11 protein-coding genes are annotated in these 14,589 nt (G+C 65.2%); 2 read left to right on the forward strand and 9 right to left on the reverse strand.

What is annotated here, in order from left to right; all coding sequences use genetic code 11:
• Positions 1–80 precede the first annotated feature (80 nt).
• A complete protein-coding gene (locus ACELLULO517_RS06875; protein WP_227306561.1) occupies positions 81–473 on the forward strand; it encodes a winged helix-turn-helix transcriptional regulator in 393 nt (130 codons plus the stop codon).
• Here the strand turns inward: ACELLULO517_RS06875 and ACELLULO517_RS06880 are convergent.
• From ACELLULO517_RS06880 to ACELLULO517_RS06890, 3 genes are all read right to left on the reverse strand, one after another.
• Positions 470–1,723, reverse strand: a complete 1,254-nt coding sequence (locus tag ACELLULO517_RS06880; protein ID WP_227306562.1) for an MFS transporter — start codon at positions 1,721–1,723, stop codon at positions 470–472. The two genes, ACELLULO517_RS06875 and ACELLULO517_RS06880, sit on opposite strands and share 4 nt — an antisense overlap.
• A 6-nt stretch (positions 1,724–1,729) precedes the next feature.
• Positions 1,730–2,503, reverse strand: coding sequence for a ferredoxin--NADP reductase (locus ACELLULO517_RS06885; protein WP_227306563.1), 774 nt, complete (start codon positions 2,501–2,503; stop codon positions 1,730–1,732).
• Between the two features lie 137 nt (positions 2,504–2,640).
• Positions 2,641–4,929 (reverse strand): D-tagatose-bisphosphate aldolase, class II, non-catalytic subunit, encoded by a 2,289-nt coding sequence (locus ACELLULO517_RS06890; protein ID WP_227306564.1) that lies wholly within the window; start codon positions 4,927–4,929, stop codon positions 2,641–2,643.
• 93 nt (positions 4,930–5,022) lie between these two features.
• Here ACELLULO517_RS06890 and msrA point away from each other — a divergent pair, with 93 nt between their 5' ends.
• Positions 5,023–5,571: a peptide-methionine (S)-S-oxide reductase MsrA gene (msrA, locus tag ACELLULO517_RS06895; protein ID WP_227306565.1), complete on the forward strand. Its 549-nt coding sequence runs from the start codon at positions 5,023–5,025 to the stop codon at positions 5,569–5,571.
• Positions 5,572–5,778: 207 nt separating this feature from the next.
• Here msrA and ACELLULO517_RS06900 read toward each other — a convergent pair whose 3' ends face one another.
• From ACELLULO517_RS06900 to ACELLULO517_RS06925, 6 genes are all read right to left on the reverse strand, one after another.
• Complete coding sequence (locus tag ACELLULO517_RS06900) at positions 5,779–7,254, reverse strand: ATP-binding response regulator (RefSeq protein WP_227306566.1); 1,476 nt, start codon at positions 7,252–7,254, stop codon at positions 5,779–5,781.
• Positions 7,255–7,262: 8 nt separating this feature from the next.
• Positions 7,263–9,044 (reverse strand): response regulator, encoded by a 1,782-nt coding sequence (locus ACELLULO517_RS06905; protein WP_227306567.1) that lies wholly within the window; start codon positions 9,042–9,044, stop codon positions 7,263–7,265.
• Complete coding sequence (gene cheB, locus ACELLULO517_RS06910) at positions 9,038–10,120, reverse strand: chemotaxis-specific protein-glutamate methyltransferase CheB (RefSeq protein WP_227306568.1); 1,083 nt, start codon at positions 10,118–10,120, stop codon at positions 9,038–9,040. The genes ACELLULO517_RS06905 and cheB overlap by 7 nt, the downstream gene beginning before the upstream one ends.
• Complete coding sequence (locus tag ACELLULO517_RS06915; RefSeq protein ID WP_227306569.1) at positions 10,120–12,297, reverse strand: hybrid sensor histidine kinase/response regulator; 2,178 nt, start codon at positions 12,295–12,297, stop codon at positions 10,120–10,122. Before ACELLULO517_RS06915 ends, cheB begins: the two co-directional genes overlap by 1 nt.
• A gap of 22 nt (positions 12,298–12,319) precedes the next feature.
• Complete coding sequence (locus ACELLULO517_RS06920; protein WP_227306570.1) at positions 12,320–14,020, reverse strand: methyl-accepting chemotaxis protein; 1,701 nt, start codon at positions 14,018–14,020, stop codon at positions 12,320–12,322.
• A 63-nt stretch (positions 14,021–14,083) separates the two neighbouring features.
• A complete protein-coding gene (locus tag ACELLULO517_RS06925) occupies positions 14,084–14,581 on the reverse strand; it encodes a chemotaxis protein CheW (RefSeq protein ID WP_227306571.1) in 498 nt (165 codons plus the stop codon).
• Positions 14,582–14,589: the final 8 nt, after the last annotated feature.

The raw sequence follows: 14,589 nt of genomic DNA on the forward strand, positions 1-14,589 counted from the left end.
GGGAGCAGACCAAGTATAGGATGTATATCTAGGGTCAATTACGCACCTGATATCGCCTAGGTATATCGGAGGAAACCGCCTTGCCCGATTACACTGCGGATTTCACCGCGAATGCCTTCCCGGAAGCGCAGGCCGCTCAGCTCATCCTCGACCAGATCGCCAATAAATGGTCGATCATGATCCTGTCAGTGCTCTGCACCCAGCCAGCCCGCTTCAATGCCATTCAGCGCCGTTTGGGTGGCGGCATCACGCATAAGGCGCTGACCCAGGCATTGCGGCGGCTGGAACGGAACGGGCTGGTGACGCGGCATGTTCTGGCGACCTCGCCCGTCGCCGTGGAATACGCCATCACGCCAATGGGACAGACGCTGCGCGCGCCCTTCGCGGCCCTTCTCGACTGGACGGTCCAGCATGGCGGGGCACTGTCGGACGCGCAGGCGACCTATGACGCGCGGATGGCGCTGGCGGCCTAAACGGTCGGCAGCGGCTGCATGCGGCTGAGACGCCACGACAGGAACAGGCCGGTCAGCAGAAGCAGGCAGGTCAGAAACACCACGCCGTTCCAACCCCAATGCTGCATGAAAACCCCGCCCGTGGTGCCGACCACACTCGCGCTGAGATAATAGAAGAAAAGATACAGCGAGGAGGCCTGCGCGCGGGCATGCCGGGCGCGCATGCCGACCCAGCTACTGGCAATGGAATGCGAACCGAAGAAGCCGAAGGTGACCAGCGCCACGCCCGCGATGATGAGGATGACGCTATGTGTCTCCGTCAGCGCCGTGCCCGCCAGCATGATCGCAAAGCCGACCCACAGCACGCGGCGGCGACCGAGCTTATTGCCCAGATTGCCCATCCAGGCCGAGCTGAAGATGCCGATCAAATAGCAGGAGAAAATCAGGCCGACGATCGTTTGGCTGAGGTTGAAGGGCGGCGCCAGCAAGCGGTAGCCAAGGTAATTGTAGATGACGATGAAACTGCCCATGAGCAGGAAGCCCTCGGCATAGAGCATGAGCAAGGCGCCGTCGCGCAGATGGGCGATGAAAGCGCTGCCCAAGGCCGCAGGCGAGAAGCGGCGCGGCTGGAAAAAGCGCGAGGGCGGCAACAGACGCCAGAAGGTGAGATTGCCGATCAGGGAGACGAGCCCGATTACCAGCACCGCATCGCGCCAGCCGATATGGGTGGTCAGAACGCCGATGACCAGCCGACCGACCATGCCGCCGAAGGCATTGCCGCCGATATAGAGACCAATGGAGAGACCGGTGGAGCGCGGATGGATCTCCTCCGCCACATAGGCCATGGCAACCGCCGGCAATCCGCTGAGTGTCACGCCCATCAGCGCGCGCAGAGCCAGAAACTGCCACCATTCCGGCACCAGCGCGGAAAGGGCCATCAGCAGGGAGGAGGAAACGACCGAGGCGACCATCACCGGCTTGCGGCCGATGCTTTCCGAGATGCTGCTGGCGACCAGCATGCAGAAGGCCATGACACCGCTGGTGACGGATAGCGCCAGGCTGGCGCTCGCCTCCGTCTTGTGAAAGACCAGCGAAAAGACCGGAAGAAGCGGCTGGATGGAATAAAGCAATGCGAAGGTCGAGAAGCCGGCGATCGCCAGCGCCACCTGCGTCTTCAGGAAAGCGCGGCTGCCGTGCTGGATCTTCTCGAAAGACCCTTCAATCGGGCCCGTGCTGGGCCGAGCGCCCGGAAGGTGAGCGCTGCCGGCCATGCTCTTTTACTTTTCGACGAAGGCTTTCTCGACGACGAATTGGCCGGGCTTGGCGTGGCTGCCTTCCTCGAACCCGTTCTCCCGCAGCCAGGCCGTCATATCGACCAGCATTTCGGGACTGCCGCACAGCATGAAGCGCGCATCCTCGGCCCCGATCGGGGCGAGGCCGAGTTCGCGGGCGATGGTGCCGTCGCCGATGAGGTCGGTCAGGCGACCGCGATTGCGGAAGGGCTCCCGCGTCACGGTCGGGTAGTACAGCAGCTTGCCGCGGACGATATCGCCCAGCAGCTCGTCATTGGGCAATTCGGTCTCGATGAAGTCGGCATAGGCCAGTTCGGCCACCTGACGGACGCCATGGACCAGCACGATATGCTCGAACTTTTCGTAAATCTCCGGGTCCTTGATGATCGCCATGAAGGGCGCCAGACCGGTGCCGGTGCCGAGCAGATACAGGGTTTTGCCCGGAATCAGGCTGTCGGATACCAGCGTGCCGACCGGCTTGCGGCCGACGAGGATGGTATCGCCTTCCTTCAGATGCTGCAGCCGGGAGGTCAGCGGGCCGTCCTGCACCTTGATGGAGAGGAATTCCAACCCCTCCTCATAATTTGCGCTGGCCAGGCTATAGGCCCGCATCAGCGGCTTGCCGTTCACTTCCAGGCCGATCATCGTAAACTGGCCGTTGAGAAAGCGGAAAGCCGGGTCCCGCGTGGTCTGGAAGCTGAACAACCGGTCGGTCCAATGATGGACTTTGGTAACCGTTTCCGTATTGAACGCCGACATCCTTAACTCGCCTTCTTTCGTCCGCTGACTGTCACATAAGGCAGCGCGGCGGCCCAGTCCAAGCCTTTATGTTGCAGCGCAGCTATCCTGACCGGGACGGTTTCGCATGGACGACGCCGTCCCGGTCAAGCGCCGCATCAGGCAGCCGGGCGGCAGGCGGCCGCATAGATCCGCAGCACATCCCTGACCGCTTCGATGGCAAGCCCCCGCGCCGTCGCCGGCAGGGTTCCGGCCGCGACACGGGTATAGAAGCGCGGCAGATATTGGCTGATCAGCGGTTCCGGGATCGTCACGCCGTCCAACCGCGCGAAAAGCCGGTCGACGGCCGTTACCGCTTCCGGCTCGGGCCAGTAGTAGCGGATGCGATCGCTGTAGCTGTAGTGCCGCAGAATGCGCAGGGCGGCCGGATTGCCGTGATAATGGGACCGCCAGTATTGCGGCTTCAGCATCATCTGCTGCTCCATCACCTCGGCCAGGCCAAGGACTTCCGGATCGATCTCCGGCGCGATCACCGCCGCGATCTCGTCCAGCCCATACAGCGCTTCGCGCAGGGCGAAGGTCAGCGACGGGCCGACCTTCAGGATCGGCAGGCCGTCGCGCACCAAGTCAGCCAGCGCCTCGGCCGTCTGATAATCCGTCGCATGGGCTTCGAAGATGAGGCCGGGCAGATGGGCGAGCGCGCCGGTCAACGCCCGCGCCGCCGCCGATGAATAGCGCGTGACACTTTCATTGCCGTGTTCGACGCCGGGCTGCACCACCAGAGCGATAACGCGGCCCAGCATGCGGCCGAGCCCTTGTTCGGTGAAAACCTGCCGGTGGATGGCATAGGTCGTGAGCGGCGCTTCCGGGTCCGTCACCTCGGTCTCAGGAACCGCTTCCACCGTGCCGCCCGGTGCCGGGACCTCGGTGCCGATGATGTAATAGGGTTTCGTGCCGACCTGGGCCGCGACGCGTTCGGCGACGGCCGCCAGACGTGCGGCGCGGGACGCGACCTCGGCATCGGCCAGCGCCACCGGCTCCCCCGCGCAGCCCATGCTGCAGTCGAGATGGATTTTCAGGAAGCCGGCCCGCAGGAAGTCCTCGACCATGATTTCGGCCTCGGCCATCGCCTCCTCGGCCGGAAGCGACTTCCAGGGATTGGGGCCAAGGTGGTCGCCGCCGAGGATGATCCGCGCCCGGGGGAAGCCGACATCCTGCGCGATGCCGAAGACGAAGTCGCGGAAGTCGGCGGCCGTCATGCCGGTATAGCCGCCGTGCTGATTGACCTGATTGCAGGTCGCCTCGATCAGCGCGGGGGTGCCGTCCTCTTTCGCCTGGAGCAGAGCGGCTTCGATGACGAAAGGATTGGCCGAGCAGACGGAGGTTATGCCGAAGGGCTGACCGGCGGCGCGGGCCGTCGCCAATTCCGCCAGGATATCGGCGCCCGACGGCGTCGGCGCTGGGGCGCCGGGGACAAGGCCGCGCCGCTGGGAGAGGATGAAACCGTCAAGCTCCGCGAAGGTCGCCGTGCCTTCCATCGGCCCCTTGCGGGTGACGGCCAGCGCGCCGGAGGCCGCCGCATAGCGCAGACATTCCGAGACGCTGCGCCCTTGCAGGCGGCAGGTGATGAAGGTGGCGCCGAAGCAGTCCCCGGCCCCGGTCGGATCGACCTCATTGACCGCGAAAGCCGGCTGGCGCCGATGTTCCCGCCCGTCATGATAAGCCGCGCCCTCGGCACCATGCTTGATGACGATGGCCGAGACGCCGAGGCCCAGGATTTCGGCGACGGCCCCGCCCTCGCTCTTCGATTCGGTCAGCAACGTCAGCTCATGCCCGCTCGGCAGGAAGATGTCGCAGGCGCCGAGCATATAGGTCAGCGCTTCGCGCATGCCCGGCGCACCGAGCATTTCCTTGCGGATATTGGGATCGAAGGAAATGCTGCCGCCCTGTTCCTTGATCATCACGATCGCGGCCTTGGTCTCCGCGATGATGCGCGGAGAGGCAAGCGAGGAGCCCATGATATGCAGATGGCTGCTACGGCGCAGCAGCGCCAGCGCGGCCTCCGTCAACTGCGTCTGGCCCGAGGCGCTATGGCGGATATTATAGACGAAATCGCGGTCGCCGTTGGGGCGATAGCGCACGAAGGCACTGCCGGTCGCATAGGACGGGTCGACCGCGATGGCGCTGACGTCCACGCCGTCCCTGGCCAGACGCTCGACATTGACGGTCGCGAAATCATCCTCGCCCACGCAGCTGACGATCCCGCAGGGGAAGCCGAGCTTACCGACCTGGTCGATGAAAATGGCGGTCGCCCCGCTGGGGAAAGGCCCGACCAGACCGATCGCCTCACGGAAGCCAAGCCCGGGCTCCGTCGCCATGATCTCGACCAGGATCTCTCCGATGGTGACAATGCCGCCCGGCGTTACCTTGCCGTCTGCCATAACCATGTACTCGCGTTCCCTTGCTGGACGACATCTTTTACGGTCCTGTGCGGATGCCGATATGCGCATCCAGACATTTGGTCAAAATGGGAGACAAACATGACAACCGCAACGGCCACCGTCGGCGGCGGATGCTTTTGGTGCACGGAAGCGGTGTTTCAGGTGCTGGCGGGCGTCTCGGCCGTCAAATCCGGCTATGCCGGCGGGCATGTGGTCAATCCGACCTATGAAGCCGTCTGCACGGGCCGCACCGGCCATGCCGAGGTGATCCAGATCACCTATGATCCGGATATCATTTCCTATGCCGATCTGCTGCGCGTCTTTTTTGCGACGCATGACCCGACCACGCTCAACCGCCAGGGCAATGACGTCGGCACCCAATACCGCTCGACCATCATGCCCGTAACGCCCGAGGAAGCGGAAACCGCGCGGGCGGTGATCGCCGAGATCGACGCGCGCGGCGCCTGGGGTGCGCCGGTCGTCACCAAGATCGAGCCGCTGGACATCTTCTACCCGGCCGAGGATTACCATGACGACTATTTCATCCGTAATCCGAATGCCGGCTATTGCCGGGTCATCATCGCGCCGAAGGTCGCTAAGATGCGGAAGGAATTCCTGGACCGGCTGAAGCGCCAGCCGGCGGCCTGAAGCTTGCCCGAACCCGAACGTCATAGAATTCGGATCTGAAACTCGTCATCCCCGTGCTTGTCACGGGGATCTTCTTAGCTGGGCGCCCACGAGAGAAGATCCCGGCTCAAGGCCGGGATGACGTTGCTTCAGTAAAAGCCTGAGCTTCAGTAAAAGCCTGACAAACTCTGAAGGTCGTTTTGTCGGATATCGACGCGCCGCGCGTCCTCAGGCGTCCGGTGCGCGCGGAACGATGATTTCCACGGTCGTGCCGCCACCCTTCGGGCAATGCACGCGCGCGAGGCCGCCCGCTTGCTGCGCCAGGCCATAGACCATCGAGAGCCCCAGTCCCGTGCCCTTGCCGATGGGCTTCGTCGTGAAGAAAGGCTCGAAGACACGCGCCAGAACCTCAGGCGGAATGCCGGGGCCGGTATCACGGACGCCGACCGAGACATAGTCGCCCGGTGCCAGATCAATCGCGTCATCCGCCGCCACTTCCAGATTGCGGGTGACGAGCGTCAGGCTGCCCGACGCATCCTGCTCCATCGCATCGCGCGCATTGATGCAGAGATTGAGCAAAGCCAGTTCCAGCTGATCGGGATCGACATGGGCGAGCCAAAGATCGGCGGCCAGGTCCTGCGTCACGACAATTCCGGGTCCGATGCTGCGGAGAATCAGATCCTGCATCTCATGGATGACCTCATTGGCCTCGACGGAGCGGAGGGCGAGGTCACGCTGGCGGCTGAAGGTGAGCAGGCGCTGGGTCAATGTCGTGCCGCGCTCGGCCGCCATGGTCGCGTTTTCCAGCAAGCGCTGCAGCCGCGCGTCACCATGATTGCGGCGCACGGCGAGTTCCAGGCTGCCCAGGATCGCCGTCAGCAGATTGTTGAAATCATGCGCGACGCCGCCCGCCATGGTGCCCAGCGCCTGCATCTTCTCCGCCTGATGCAGCCGGTTCTCCATCATCCGCCGGTCCGTGACGTCATGTTCCAGCACGGCAAGGTAGCGCGGCGTACCATCGGCACCCGGTATGGGCACACGCGTCACCTGCAGGAAGCGCGGGGAGAGACCGCTGCCACGCTCTTCCAGATGCTCGCTCGCCCGGCCGGCGGCCAGCGTCTCCCGCTCAACCGCCGCGAGATGCGCGCCGTCCACAATCTCGGAAATCTCGGCTTCCCGGCGATGCAAAGCCGCCTCGGGCGCCAGGCCCAGCGCCTCGGCCTTGACCCGGTTCAGGCGCACGAAACGACCGGCCGCGTCCTTGAAGGACAAGGCGTCCTGGCTGCCGTTCATCAGCCCGTGCAACAGCGCCTTTTCCTCGGCCAGCGACCGCCGCAGCTGGCATTGCTCATGCGCATTGCCGACCATGCTCAGCAGCAGCGACGGCTCCCACGGCTTCTGCATATAGGCGGAGATGCGACCGTGGTTGACAGCGTTCACGACCGCGCTGAGATCGGCATAGCCGGTCAGCAAAATCGTTTGCGCATCCGAAATGCCGCGTGCTTTCGACAGAAAAACATCCCCGGTCATTTCGGGCATGCGCTGGTCGGAAACGATCACGGAAATTGACGGCTCATCGCCAAGAATTTCGAGAGCGGCGATGGGCGATACGGCGCTCCAGACGTCGAACTCGTCTTCCAGCAGGTCGCGGAGCGCGGTCAGAATCTCCGGCTCGTCATCGACGATGAGAACAGTGCCTCTCATAGAATCGGTCATTCTCCTGGTATCGGCTGACGTGACGGCGCTTGCTCATCCATGGCGACCGCCGGGGATGACGGCTGTCCCATCTCCTCCGTCAAAGGCACGGCTATCTTGAAGGATGCGCCGCCGAAAGGCGAGCGGCCAATGGTGATAGCCCCTTGATGCGCCTTCACCACGGAATAAGCGATGGCAAGGCCGAGGCCGGTACCCGAGCCGATCGGTTTCGTTGTGAAAAAGGGTTCGAACACCCGCTCCTGCACCTCTTCCGGCACGCCCGGGCCCGAATCCTCGATGAGGATGACATAGTCCGGTCCTTCGACCGTCACCGTGATGTCGATGAGCCCCTTGCCTTCGATGGCATCGGCGGCATTGCTGACGATATTCATCACCACCTGGTTCAGCAAAGCGGGCGAGCACCACAGCGTCGGCGGGGCATCATAATGGCGTGCGACGCTGATCCGATCTCCAAGCTTCGGCCGCAGCAGCGTCAACACCGTATCGATCGCCTCGAAAATATCGACGAGCTGGAAACCGCCTTCATCGAGCCTGGAGAACTGGCGCAGGTTGAATACAAGATCGCGGATGCGCTTAAGCCCGGCGCCCATGGCAACGGCACGATCCTGCGCCTTGGCTATATGGCCCCGCGCCTTTTCGGTCGTTACATCCTGGCTGCCGATCTGGCTCAGCACGCGCTGCACGGTCGCCTGATGCGCCAGGATAAAGGCGAGCGGGTTGTTGATTTCATGCGCAATCCCGGCCACGAGTTCGCCGAGCGAGGCCATCTTGGCGGCTTGGACAAGTTTCGCCTGGGTTTCGATCAGCTTGTCATTGGCCGCGCCCAATTCGGCATTGGCCTGGGTCAGCGCTTCCGTCATCCGCGCACGTTCGACCGTAATCGCGCGCTCCCGCCGATCGGCATCGGCCTGCGCCATCTCGTCCTGCATCATCTTGCGCCGCACGATGGCGCGCAGACGCACGCGCAGCAGTCCGTGATCGTTCAAAGTCGGAATGAATTCGTCGAGACCGGCATCGAAAGCGCGGGCGAGCTTGTCTTTCGAGACCGCACCGTCACGCTCGATACCGATCAGCAGGAAGGGTGCGGTGCTGCGCTCGGCCTGTTGCGCGCGCTCCTCGACACGGCGGGCGTTGAGCACACGACAAGCCTCGACGCTGTCGAAACGCCGTGGCGGCAGGCCCATCAGCAAACAATCGACCGGCAGGTCGGCATTGCAGAGAGCCGCCAGCGCGCTGTCAACGTCCGACGCCGCCTCGACCAGATAGCCTTCGCGCAGCAGGGTCGCGCTGTGATCCGCGAGCCCCGTCGGATCATCATCCAGCACCAGGAAGCGGAGACGCCGGAAATGCGGCATCTCGTCGCCCTTCTCCTCCAGCACCGCCGGCCGTTCGCGCAGCAGCGCGCGGATGCGCAGGATCAGGAAATCCGGGTCGGCGGCTTTGGAGATATAGGCGTCAGCCCCGCTTTCCAGCCCCTCGCGCTCGGTCTCGACCTCAGCCGCTTCCGTCAACATCAGCAGCGGAATGGATCGCGTCCGGCTGTTCAGGCGCAGCTGGCGGGACAATTCGCCGCCCGACATGCCGGGCAGATGAAAATCGGCGATGACGAGATCGGGCAGCTTGGCGTTGAGATGGTCAAGTGCGGCCTCGGCCGAGGCCGCACGCTCGACCTGAAAGCCGTGGGATTCCAGCATGCGGCGGATCATGATCGCCTGGGTCTCAGAATCCTCGACCACCAGCAGATTGGGGATCCGCTCTGACACCGCAACCGCTACCATGACGCGGGCTCCAACACCGCCCGGCGCATGGTCTCCGCGATCCGGTCCAGCGGCAGCGACAGGGACGAGGCGCCGAGCTTCACCGCCGCCTGCGGCATGCCGTAGACGACGGCGGTGGTGTCATCCTCGGTCAACGTCAGGGCACCGTTGTGGCGCATGGCCAGCAACCCCTCGGCGCCGTCCTCCCCCATGCCGGTGAGCAGAACGCCCAGCGCACGCGGCCCGCAGACCTGCGCCAGGGAGCGGAACAGCACGGTGCCCGAGGGCCGCTGGCTGCTGACCTGCGCTTCCCGCCCCAGCCGCAGCTTGCCGTCCGCCGCGATGGTAAGATGCTGATCGCCGGGCGCGACATAGACCTGACCCGGCATCGGCGTCTGGCCCGATACCGCGATACCCACCTGCATCGGCACGATACCGTCCAGCCAGGCGGCGAAGCCGGGCATGAAGGCCGCGCCCATATGCTGCACGACGAGGATGGGTATCGGCAGATCGGCCGGCAATCCGCCCAGCACGCGGGCAAGTGCTGCCGGCCCGCCGGTGGAGGCGACAATCCCGGCGATGGCCGGCGTGGCGCGCTGGCCGCGTTCCGGTCGCAAGGTCTGACCGGGAGGCGCAATCGGCGGTCGCAGGGGCCGCTGCCGGATCACCGGCACCTGGCTCATGATATAAAGCTGCGTGCAGATCGTCTCGGCGATCGCCGCATGATGGGCATGGCTGAAGCCAGCCGGCTTCTCCACCACCGAGAGCGCGCCCGAGCGCAGCGCGTTCATGGAGATGCGGAGCGAGGAATCCTCGACCGCGTCGGCAATGACGACGATCGGCGTCGGCAGGCGCGACATGATGATGCGCGTCGCCTCCAACCCGTCCATGCCGGGAAGCCGGATATCCATGGAAATCACATCGGGATTGACCTCCGGCAGTGCCGCGATCGCGGCCTCGCCCGAAGGACAGACCGCACAGACCTGCAGCCGGGGGTCGGCCGCGATGATCATGCGCAACAGTCCCTGGATGACGGGGCTGTCCTCCACCACCATGACGCGCACCGGACGGGCGGGAGAGATCGCTGTGTCGGACATCACAACAGCCGCCCGATCGCGCCGAGCAGATCCTGCTGGTCGAAGCTCTGCTTCGCGATATAGGCGCTGGCGCCCAGATCAAGCCCGCGCCGGATGTCGTCGGCCGCATTGCGCGAGGTCATGATAATGACCGGCGTGTCCTTAAGAGCCGTATCGCCCTTCATCGTCCGCAAAAGCGTCAATCCATCCATCCGCGGCATTTCGACATCGGCCAGCACCAAGTCAATGCCGCCAATGCTCGCCTCATCCTGATCCAGGCGGCGCGTGCCAACGCGCCGCAGGACGTCGAGTGCCTCCATACCGTCGACCGCCACGAGCACCCGATACCCATGTGCTTCCAGAATCGATTTCTCCAAGGTGCGGCTGGTGATCGAATCGTCCACGACCAGGATGGTCCGCACGATATCGACCTCATCCTCGGCGATTGTCTCCGCCGTTCCCGCCTCGCCCGACCAGCCGCCAAGACGCCCCCAGCGCGACATCAGCCCATCCGGCGACAGCAGCGCCGCCGGCAGACCGCTTGTGATCATCACCAGTCCCGCAACCAATTCGGTATCCAGCCCGACCAGATCGGCGCTGTGCGACAGGAACCGCCGGGCGTCTTGAAAATGATCGACCGCCAGGGCCAGACGCTGGTTCATAACACCGGTCTGAATGACGGCGAGCTTCACATGACCGTCATGGACCGGCAGGCTTGACCGCCCCATGCCGAGCAGATCGCCCAGCACCGCGACCGGCGCCAGGCGTTGATTGGCCGGGCCGTCGATCCGCACGCACATTTGCCCGGCCAGGGGCTCGATCTGCGCGACGGGCACGCGCAGCAGACGAACGAGGGACGCGGCGGGAATGGCGACCGTGACATCCGCGAAATCCAGCAGCACGGCATATTGCCGGGCGACCAGCAGCGGCACGCTGATTTCGACCGTCGCCCCTTGACCGCGACCGGCCTGCGCCTTCGCGGTCTGAGCTGCCATCATCATGCGCGCCGAACCACCCAGGCTGCGCGCCGCTTCGGCGACGATGGACAGCCCCATGCCGCGACCGGACAGTTGACCGACGGCGGCGCGGGTGGAAAAGCCGGGTTCGAAGACCAGCGCCAGAAGCTGGTCCGTGCTGGCTTGTCGGCCGGCGGCCTCGGTCAGCAGACCGCGCTCGACCGCGCGTGCGCGGATGGAAGCGAGATCCGGCCCCGGCCCGTCATCCGTCACCCGCACCGTCAACATCCCACCGCCGCTGCGCAGCGCGAGCGTAATACGGGTCGCCGGCGGCAGGCCGCGCGCCCGACGCCTTGCCGCCGTTTCGCTGCCATGGCCGATGGCATTGCGCAGAAGCTGCAGCACAGGATCTTTCAAAGCCTGCAGAACGCGCCGATCGGCCTGCAGGCCGAGCCCCAGGAAGTCCGGCTCCGCTTCCACGCCCTCGTCCCGCGCGATATCGCGCACCATACGCGCCATCGGCCCGAAAATGGTCTCGGCCGGCACCAGGCTCATGCGATCGACGTCGTCGCGCACCCGCCGCAGCGCCTCATCCAATGCCCAGGACGAATCGCGCAGATCGTGCCGCATGAGCGCCGATTGCCGCACGGCCTGGCTCAACTCGCTCGCCAGCTCGGCCAGTTGCGGCGACGCATTGCCGCCGCTGAGCAAGGGTTCGATGACCCGGCGCGCCCGCCGCACCACGGCCTCTATCCCGGCCAGGCGATGCTGCAGCCCGTCCTGCCGCTCGACCGCCTGGGCCAGCTGAGTGGCAGCGACGATCAGATCCGTCACCTGCACAGCCTCGATGCGCAGATAGCCGTGCGCCGGCTCGTCCCGCGCCACAGCCGGACCGGGCTCAGCATCGGCGCCGTTGAAAGCCGTCTCGATCACCGCCTCGACCTTATCGAGCCCGTTTTCAAGGACGGCGATGCGGTCGCGCGACAGGCCGCGCCCGGCCTCGATCACGCTCGCCATCTGCGCTTCCAGCTCATGCGCGCGGCTCTCGACCTCCGGCAGATCGACCGCGCGGGCAGCCCCTTTCAGAGAGTGCAGGCGGCGGAAGATATCCTTGAGATCGGCACGCTCCCCCCGCCGCGCGGCCCCCAGGCCCGCGCGCACGACCGAAAGATGCTCCCGGTATTCGACCTCGAAGGCCGCGAGCAGTTCCTGGCGCAGGTCGGCGGGGTTGATGGGCGGCATGGCGCCAGCGGTCCCTCGCCGCTCAGATCTTGTAGCGGTCGCCGAGGGTCATAAGCTGACCGGCGAGCTCCGCGAGGCTGCTGGCCGCGACATCCAATTCCCGCGTGCCGGCCGCCGTCTGCTGGCTGGCCTGACGGATATTCTGCAGCGCGCCCATGACCTGTTCGATACCGATCTGCTGCTGGTTGGTGGAGGCGACGATCTGCTGAAAGGTCTGCACGCTTTCCTGAACGCTGGCCGTAATCGCCTCGATAGTCCGCTCGGTCACGTCCGACCTTTCCCGCCCGACCGCCACGCGCTTGACCGCCTCCTCCGTCATCATCACCGAGGAATTGATGCCGCGCTGAATTTCGCCGAGGAGCGAGCGCACCTGCACCGTCGCCTCCTTGGCCTGATCGGCCAGCACCTTCAGCTCCGACGCCACGACCGCGAAGCTGCGCCCGTTCTCGCCCGCCGCCGCTGCCTCGATCGCCGCATTCAAGGCAAGCAGATGCGCGCGTTCCGAGACGTCGTTGACGGTCGAGATGATCTCGCCGATTGCCTGGGTTTTTTCGCTCAGCGCGACGATATTGGCGGCCACGACCTCGCCCTGCTCACGGATCGCGTCCATGGCCCGCACGGCCTCGCCGACAGCATTGAGACCATTGGCGCTGGTCTGCACGGCCTGCTGCGCGACCTGGATGACCTCCTGCGCGCGGGTGGAGATGCGGGCGCCGGAATGGGTGATCTCATCCGCCGTCGCCGCCGTCTCCTGCAAGGCCGCCAGCTGCTGCTCCACGCTCGCCGCCTGTTCCTGGGTCGAGGCGCGGATCTGCGCGGCCGAGGCATTGAGCGTGCTGGTCAGCTGCCGGCTTTGCAGGCTGACGTCCCGCAGGCTTTCCGCCATGCCGTTCAGCGTCTTGCCGAGCCGGCCGAGTTCGTCCCGGCCCACCCGCAGCGGATCGCCGGTCAGATCGCCCAGGCCGACGCGCTCGGCAAAGCCCGTAAAGGCTTCCAGCGGCCGGATAATGGAGCGGAGGATGATCCAGGCGATCAGGATCAGCAGCACCACAGCGACGACCACCGCCCATATCAGCAGCATGCGGCCCTCCGCATAAAGCTCACCGATACGGGTAACGCCCGCGCTGCTGCCGGCGGCCAGCGCATCGACCGCCTGGGATAGCGTCTTGCCGAAGACTTTGTTGTCATCGACAAGCTTCGGCTCTGACGCCATCACGGTCAGGGAATCGCCCTGCTCGACCGCGTTGAACTCGGTCAGCGAATCCGACTGCAGCTGCTCGAACTGCCGCTGCGCCTGCTGCAGGATGGCCGTGATGCCGCGCCAGCTATCGGCGCGGACGCCATTGCCGACCGCCGCCGCCTGCTGCTCATTCTCTGCCGTGACGGCCACGGTCTTGTTCAACTGGCTACTGAAATCGGCGGCCAGCGCCCGCCACTGGGTGACTGCCGCGGCGATGGACGGCGGCGTGGCATCCGGATTGACCGGCGCGACCGTCTGCTTCTCCTGCATGAAGTCGACGATGATCGCGCGCCTGGCTTCCAGCAGCGTGATCTGCCCCTGAAGGATGTTCTGAAAGGCGCGATAGGCCCAGATATCGTGGTTGATGATGGCGACCGTCGTGTCCCGCACCGTGCCGATGCGGTTGAGCGCGAAGACGCCGACACCGATCAGCAGCAGGATGCTGATCAGAAAACCGAGGAAAAGCCGGGCGGCGATGGTCAAGGCGGTCACTCCACTCGTCTGAAACAGCGGCGCGCCGCTGCGGGATTCTGTTTCGTCCGGCGATCAGGGATGGGCGTCGGGGGCAGGACGGCCGAAGCGGCTGCGCAGCGTTTCCGGATCAAAGAATGCGACCAACCTGCCATCCAAATCGAAGCTGCCACCGCCGCCGGCCAAATCGAACCGGCCGAGCACACGGTCCACGGCAAGCGCCAGGTGCGGCGCGCCGCCGCGAAGGAGCAACAGGTGATCCGGGCCACCGGTCGCATTGTCCTCGGCCGTGGACAAGGCCAGCATGCGGCGCATGCCGATGACGCTGTAGAACCGGCCGCCACGGCCGATCACGCCCAGAACCGCCGGTTCGCGCATCGGCATGCGCGCGCAGCCCTCGAACGGAATGGCGGCAACGACCTCGGCGATGTCGATACCGAGCAGGCTTGCCCCAACGGTCACGACGATCAAAGCGCGTTTCGGCGTCTCGATCGTGATCCCGCCCGGCCGCTCGGCCAGCGCGCGGGTGCGCAGGTCCAGAATCGCATTGGCGCGCTCTTCCTGGCGGTTCATGACCCCTG

The sequence above is a fragment of the Acidisoma cellulosilyticum genome (assembly GCF_020621385.1).
GTDB lineage: Bacteria > Pseudomonadota > Alphaproteobacteria > Acetobacterales > Acetobacteraceae > Acidisoma > Acidisoma cellulosilyticum.

Bases quoted from the DNA above. Each gene is read 5' to 3' on its own strand.
- ACELLULO517_RS06905 (WP_227306567.1), bottom strand. From the start codon at position 9,044: ATGGTAGCGGTTGCGGTGTCAGAGCGGATCCCCAATCTGCTGGTGGTC.
- ACELLULO517_RS06900 (WP_227306566.1), bottom strand. From the start codon at position 7,254: ATGAGAGGCACTGTTCTCATCGTCGATGACGAGCCGGAGATTCTGACC.
- ACELLULO517_RS06880 (WP_227306562.1), bottom strand. From the start codon at position 1,723: ATGGCCGGCAGCGCTCACCTTCCGGGCGCTCGGCCCAGCACGGGCCCG.
- msrA (WP_227306565.1), top strand. From the start codon at position 5,023: ATGACAACCGCAACGGCCACCGTCGGCGGCGGATGCTTTTGGTGCACG.
- ACELLULO517_RS06890 (WP_227306564.1), bottom strand. From the start codon at position 4,929: ATGGTTATGGCAGACGGCAAGGTAACGCCGGGCGGCATTGTCACCATC.
- ACELLULO517_RS06885 (WP_227306563.1), bottom strand. From the start codon at position 2,503: ATGTCGGCGTTCAATACGGAAACGGTTACCAAAGTCCATCATTGGACC.
- ACELLULO517_RS06925 (WP_227306571.1), bottom strand. From the start codon at position 14,581: ATGAACCGCCAGGAAGAGCGCGCCAATGCGATTCTGGACCTGCGCACC.
- cheB (WP_227306568.1), bottom strand. From the start codon at position 10,120: ATGTCCGACACAGCGATCTCTCCCGCCCGTCCGGTGCGCGTCATGGTG.
- ACELLULO517_RS06915 (WP_227306569.1), bottom strand. From the start codon at position 12,297: ATGCCGCCCATCAACCCCGCCGACCTGCGCCAGGAACTGCTCGCGGCC.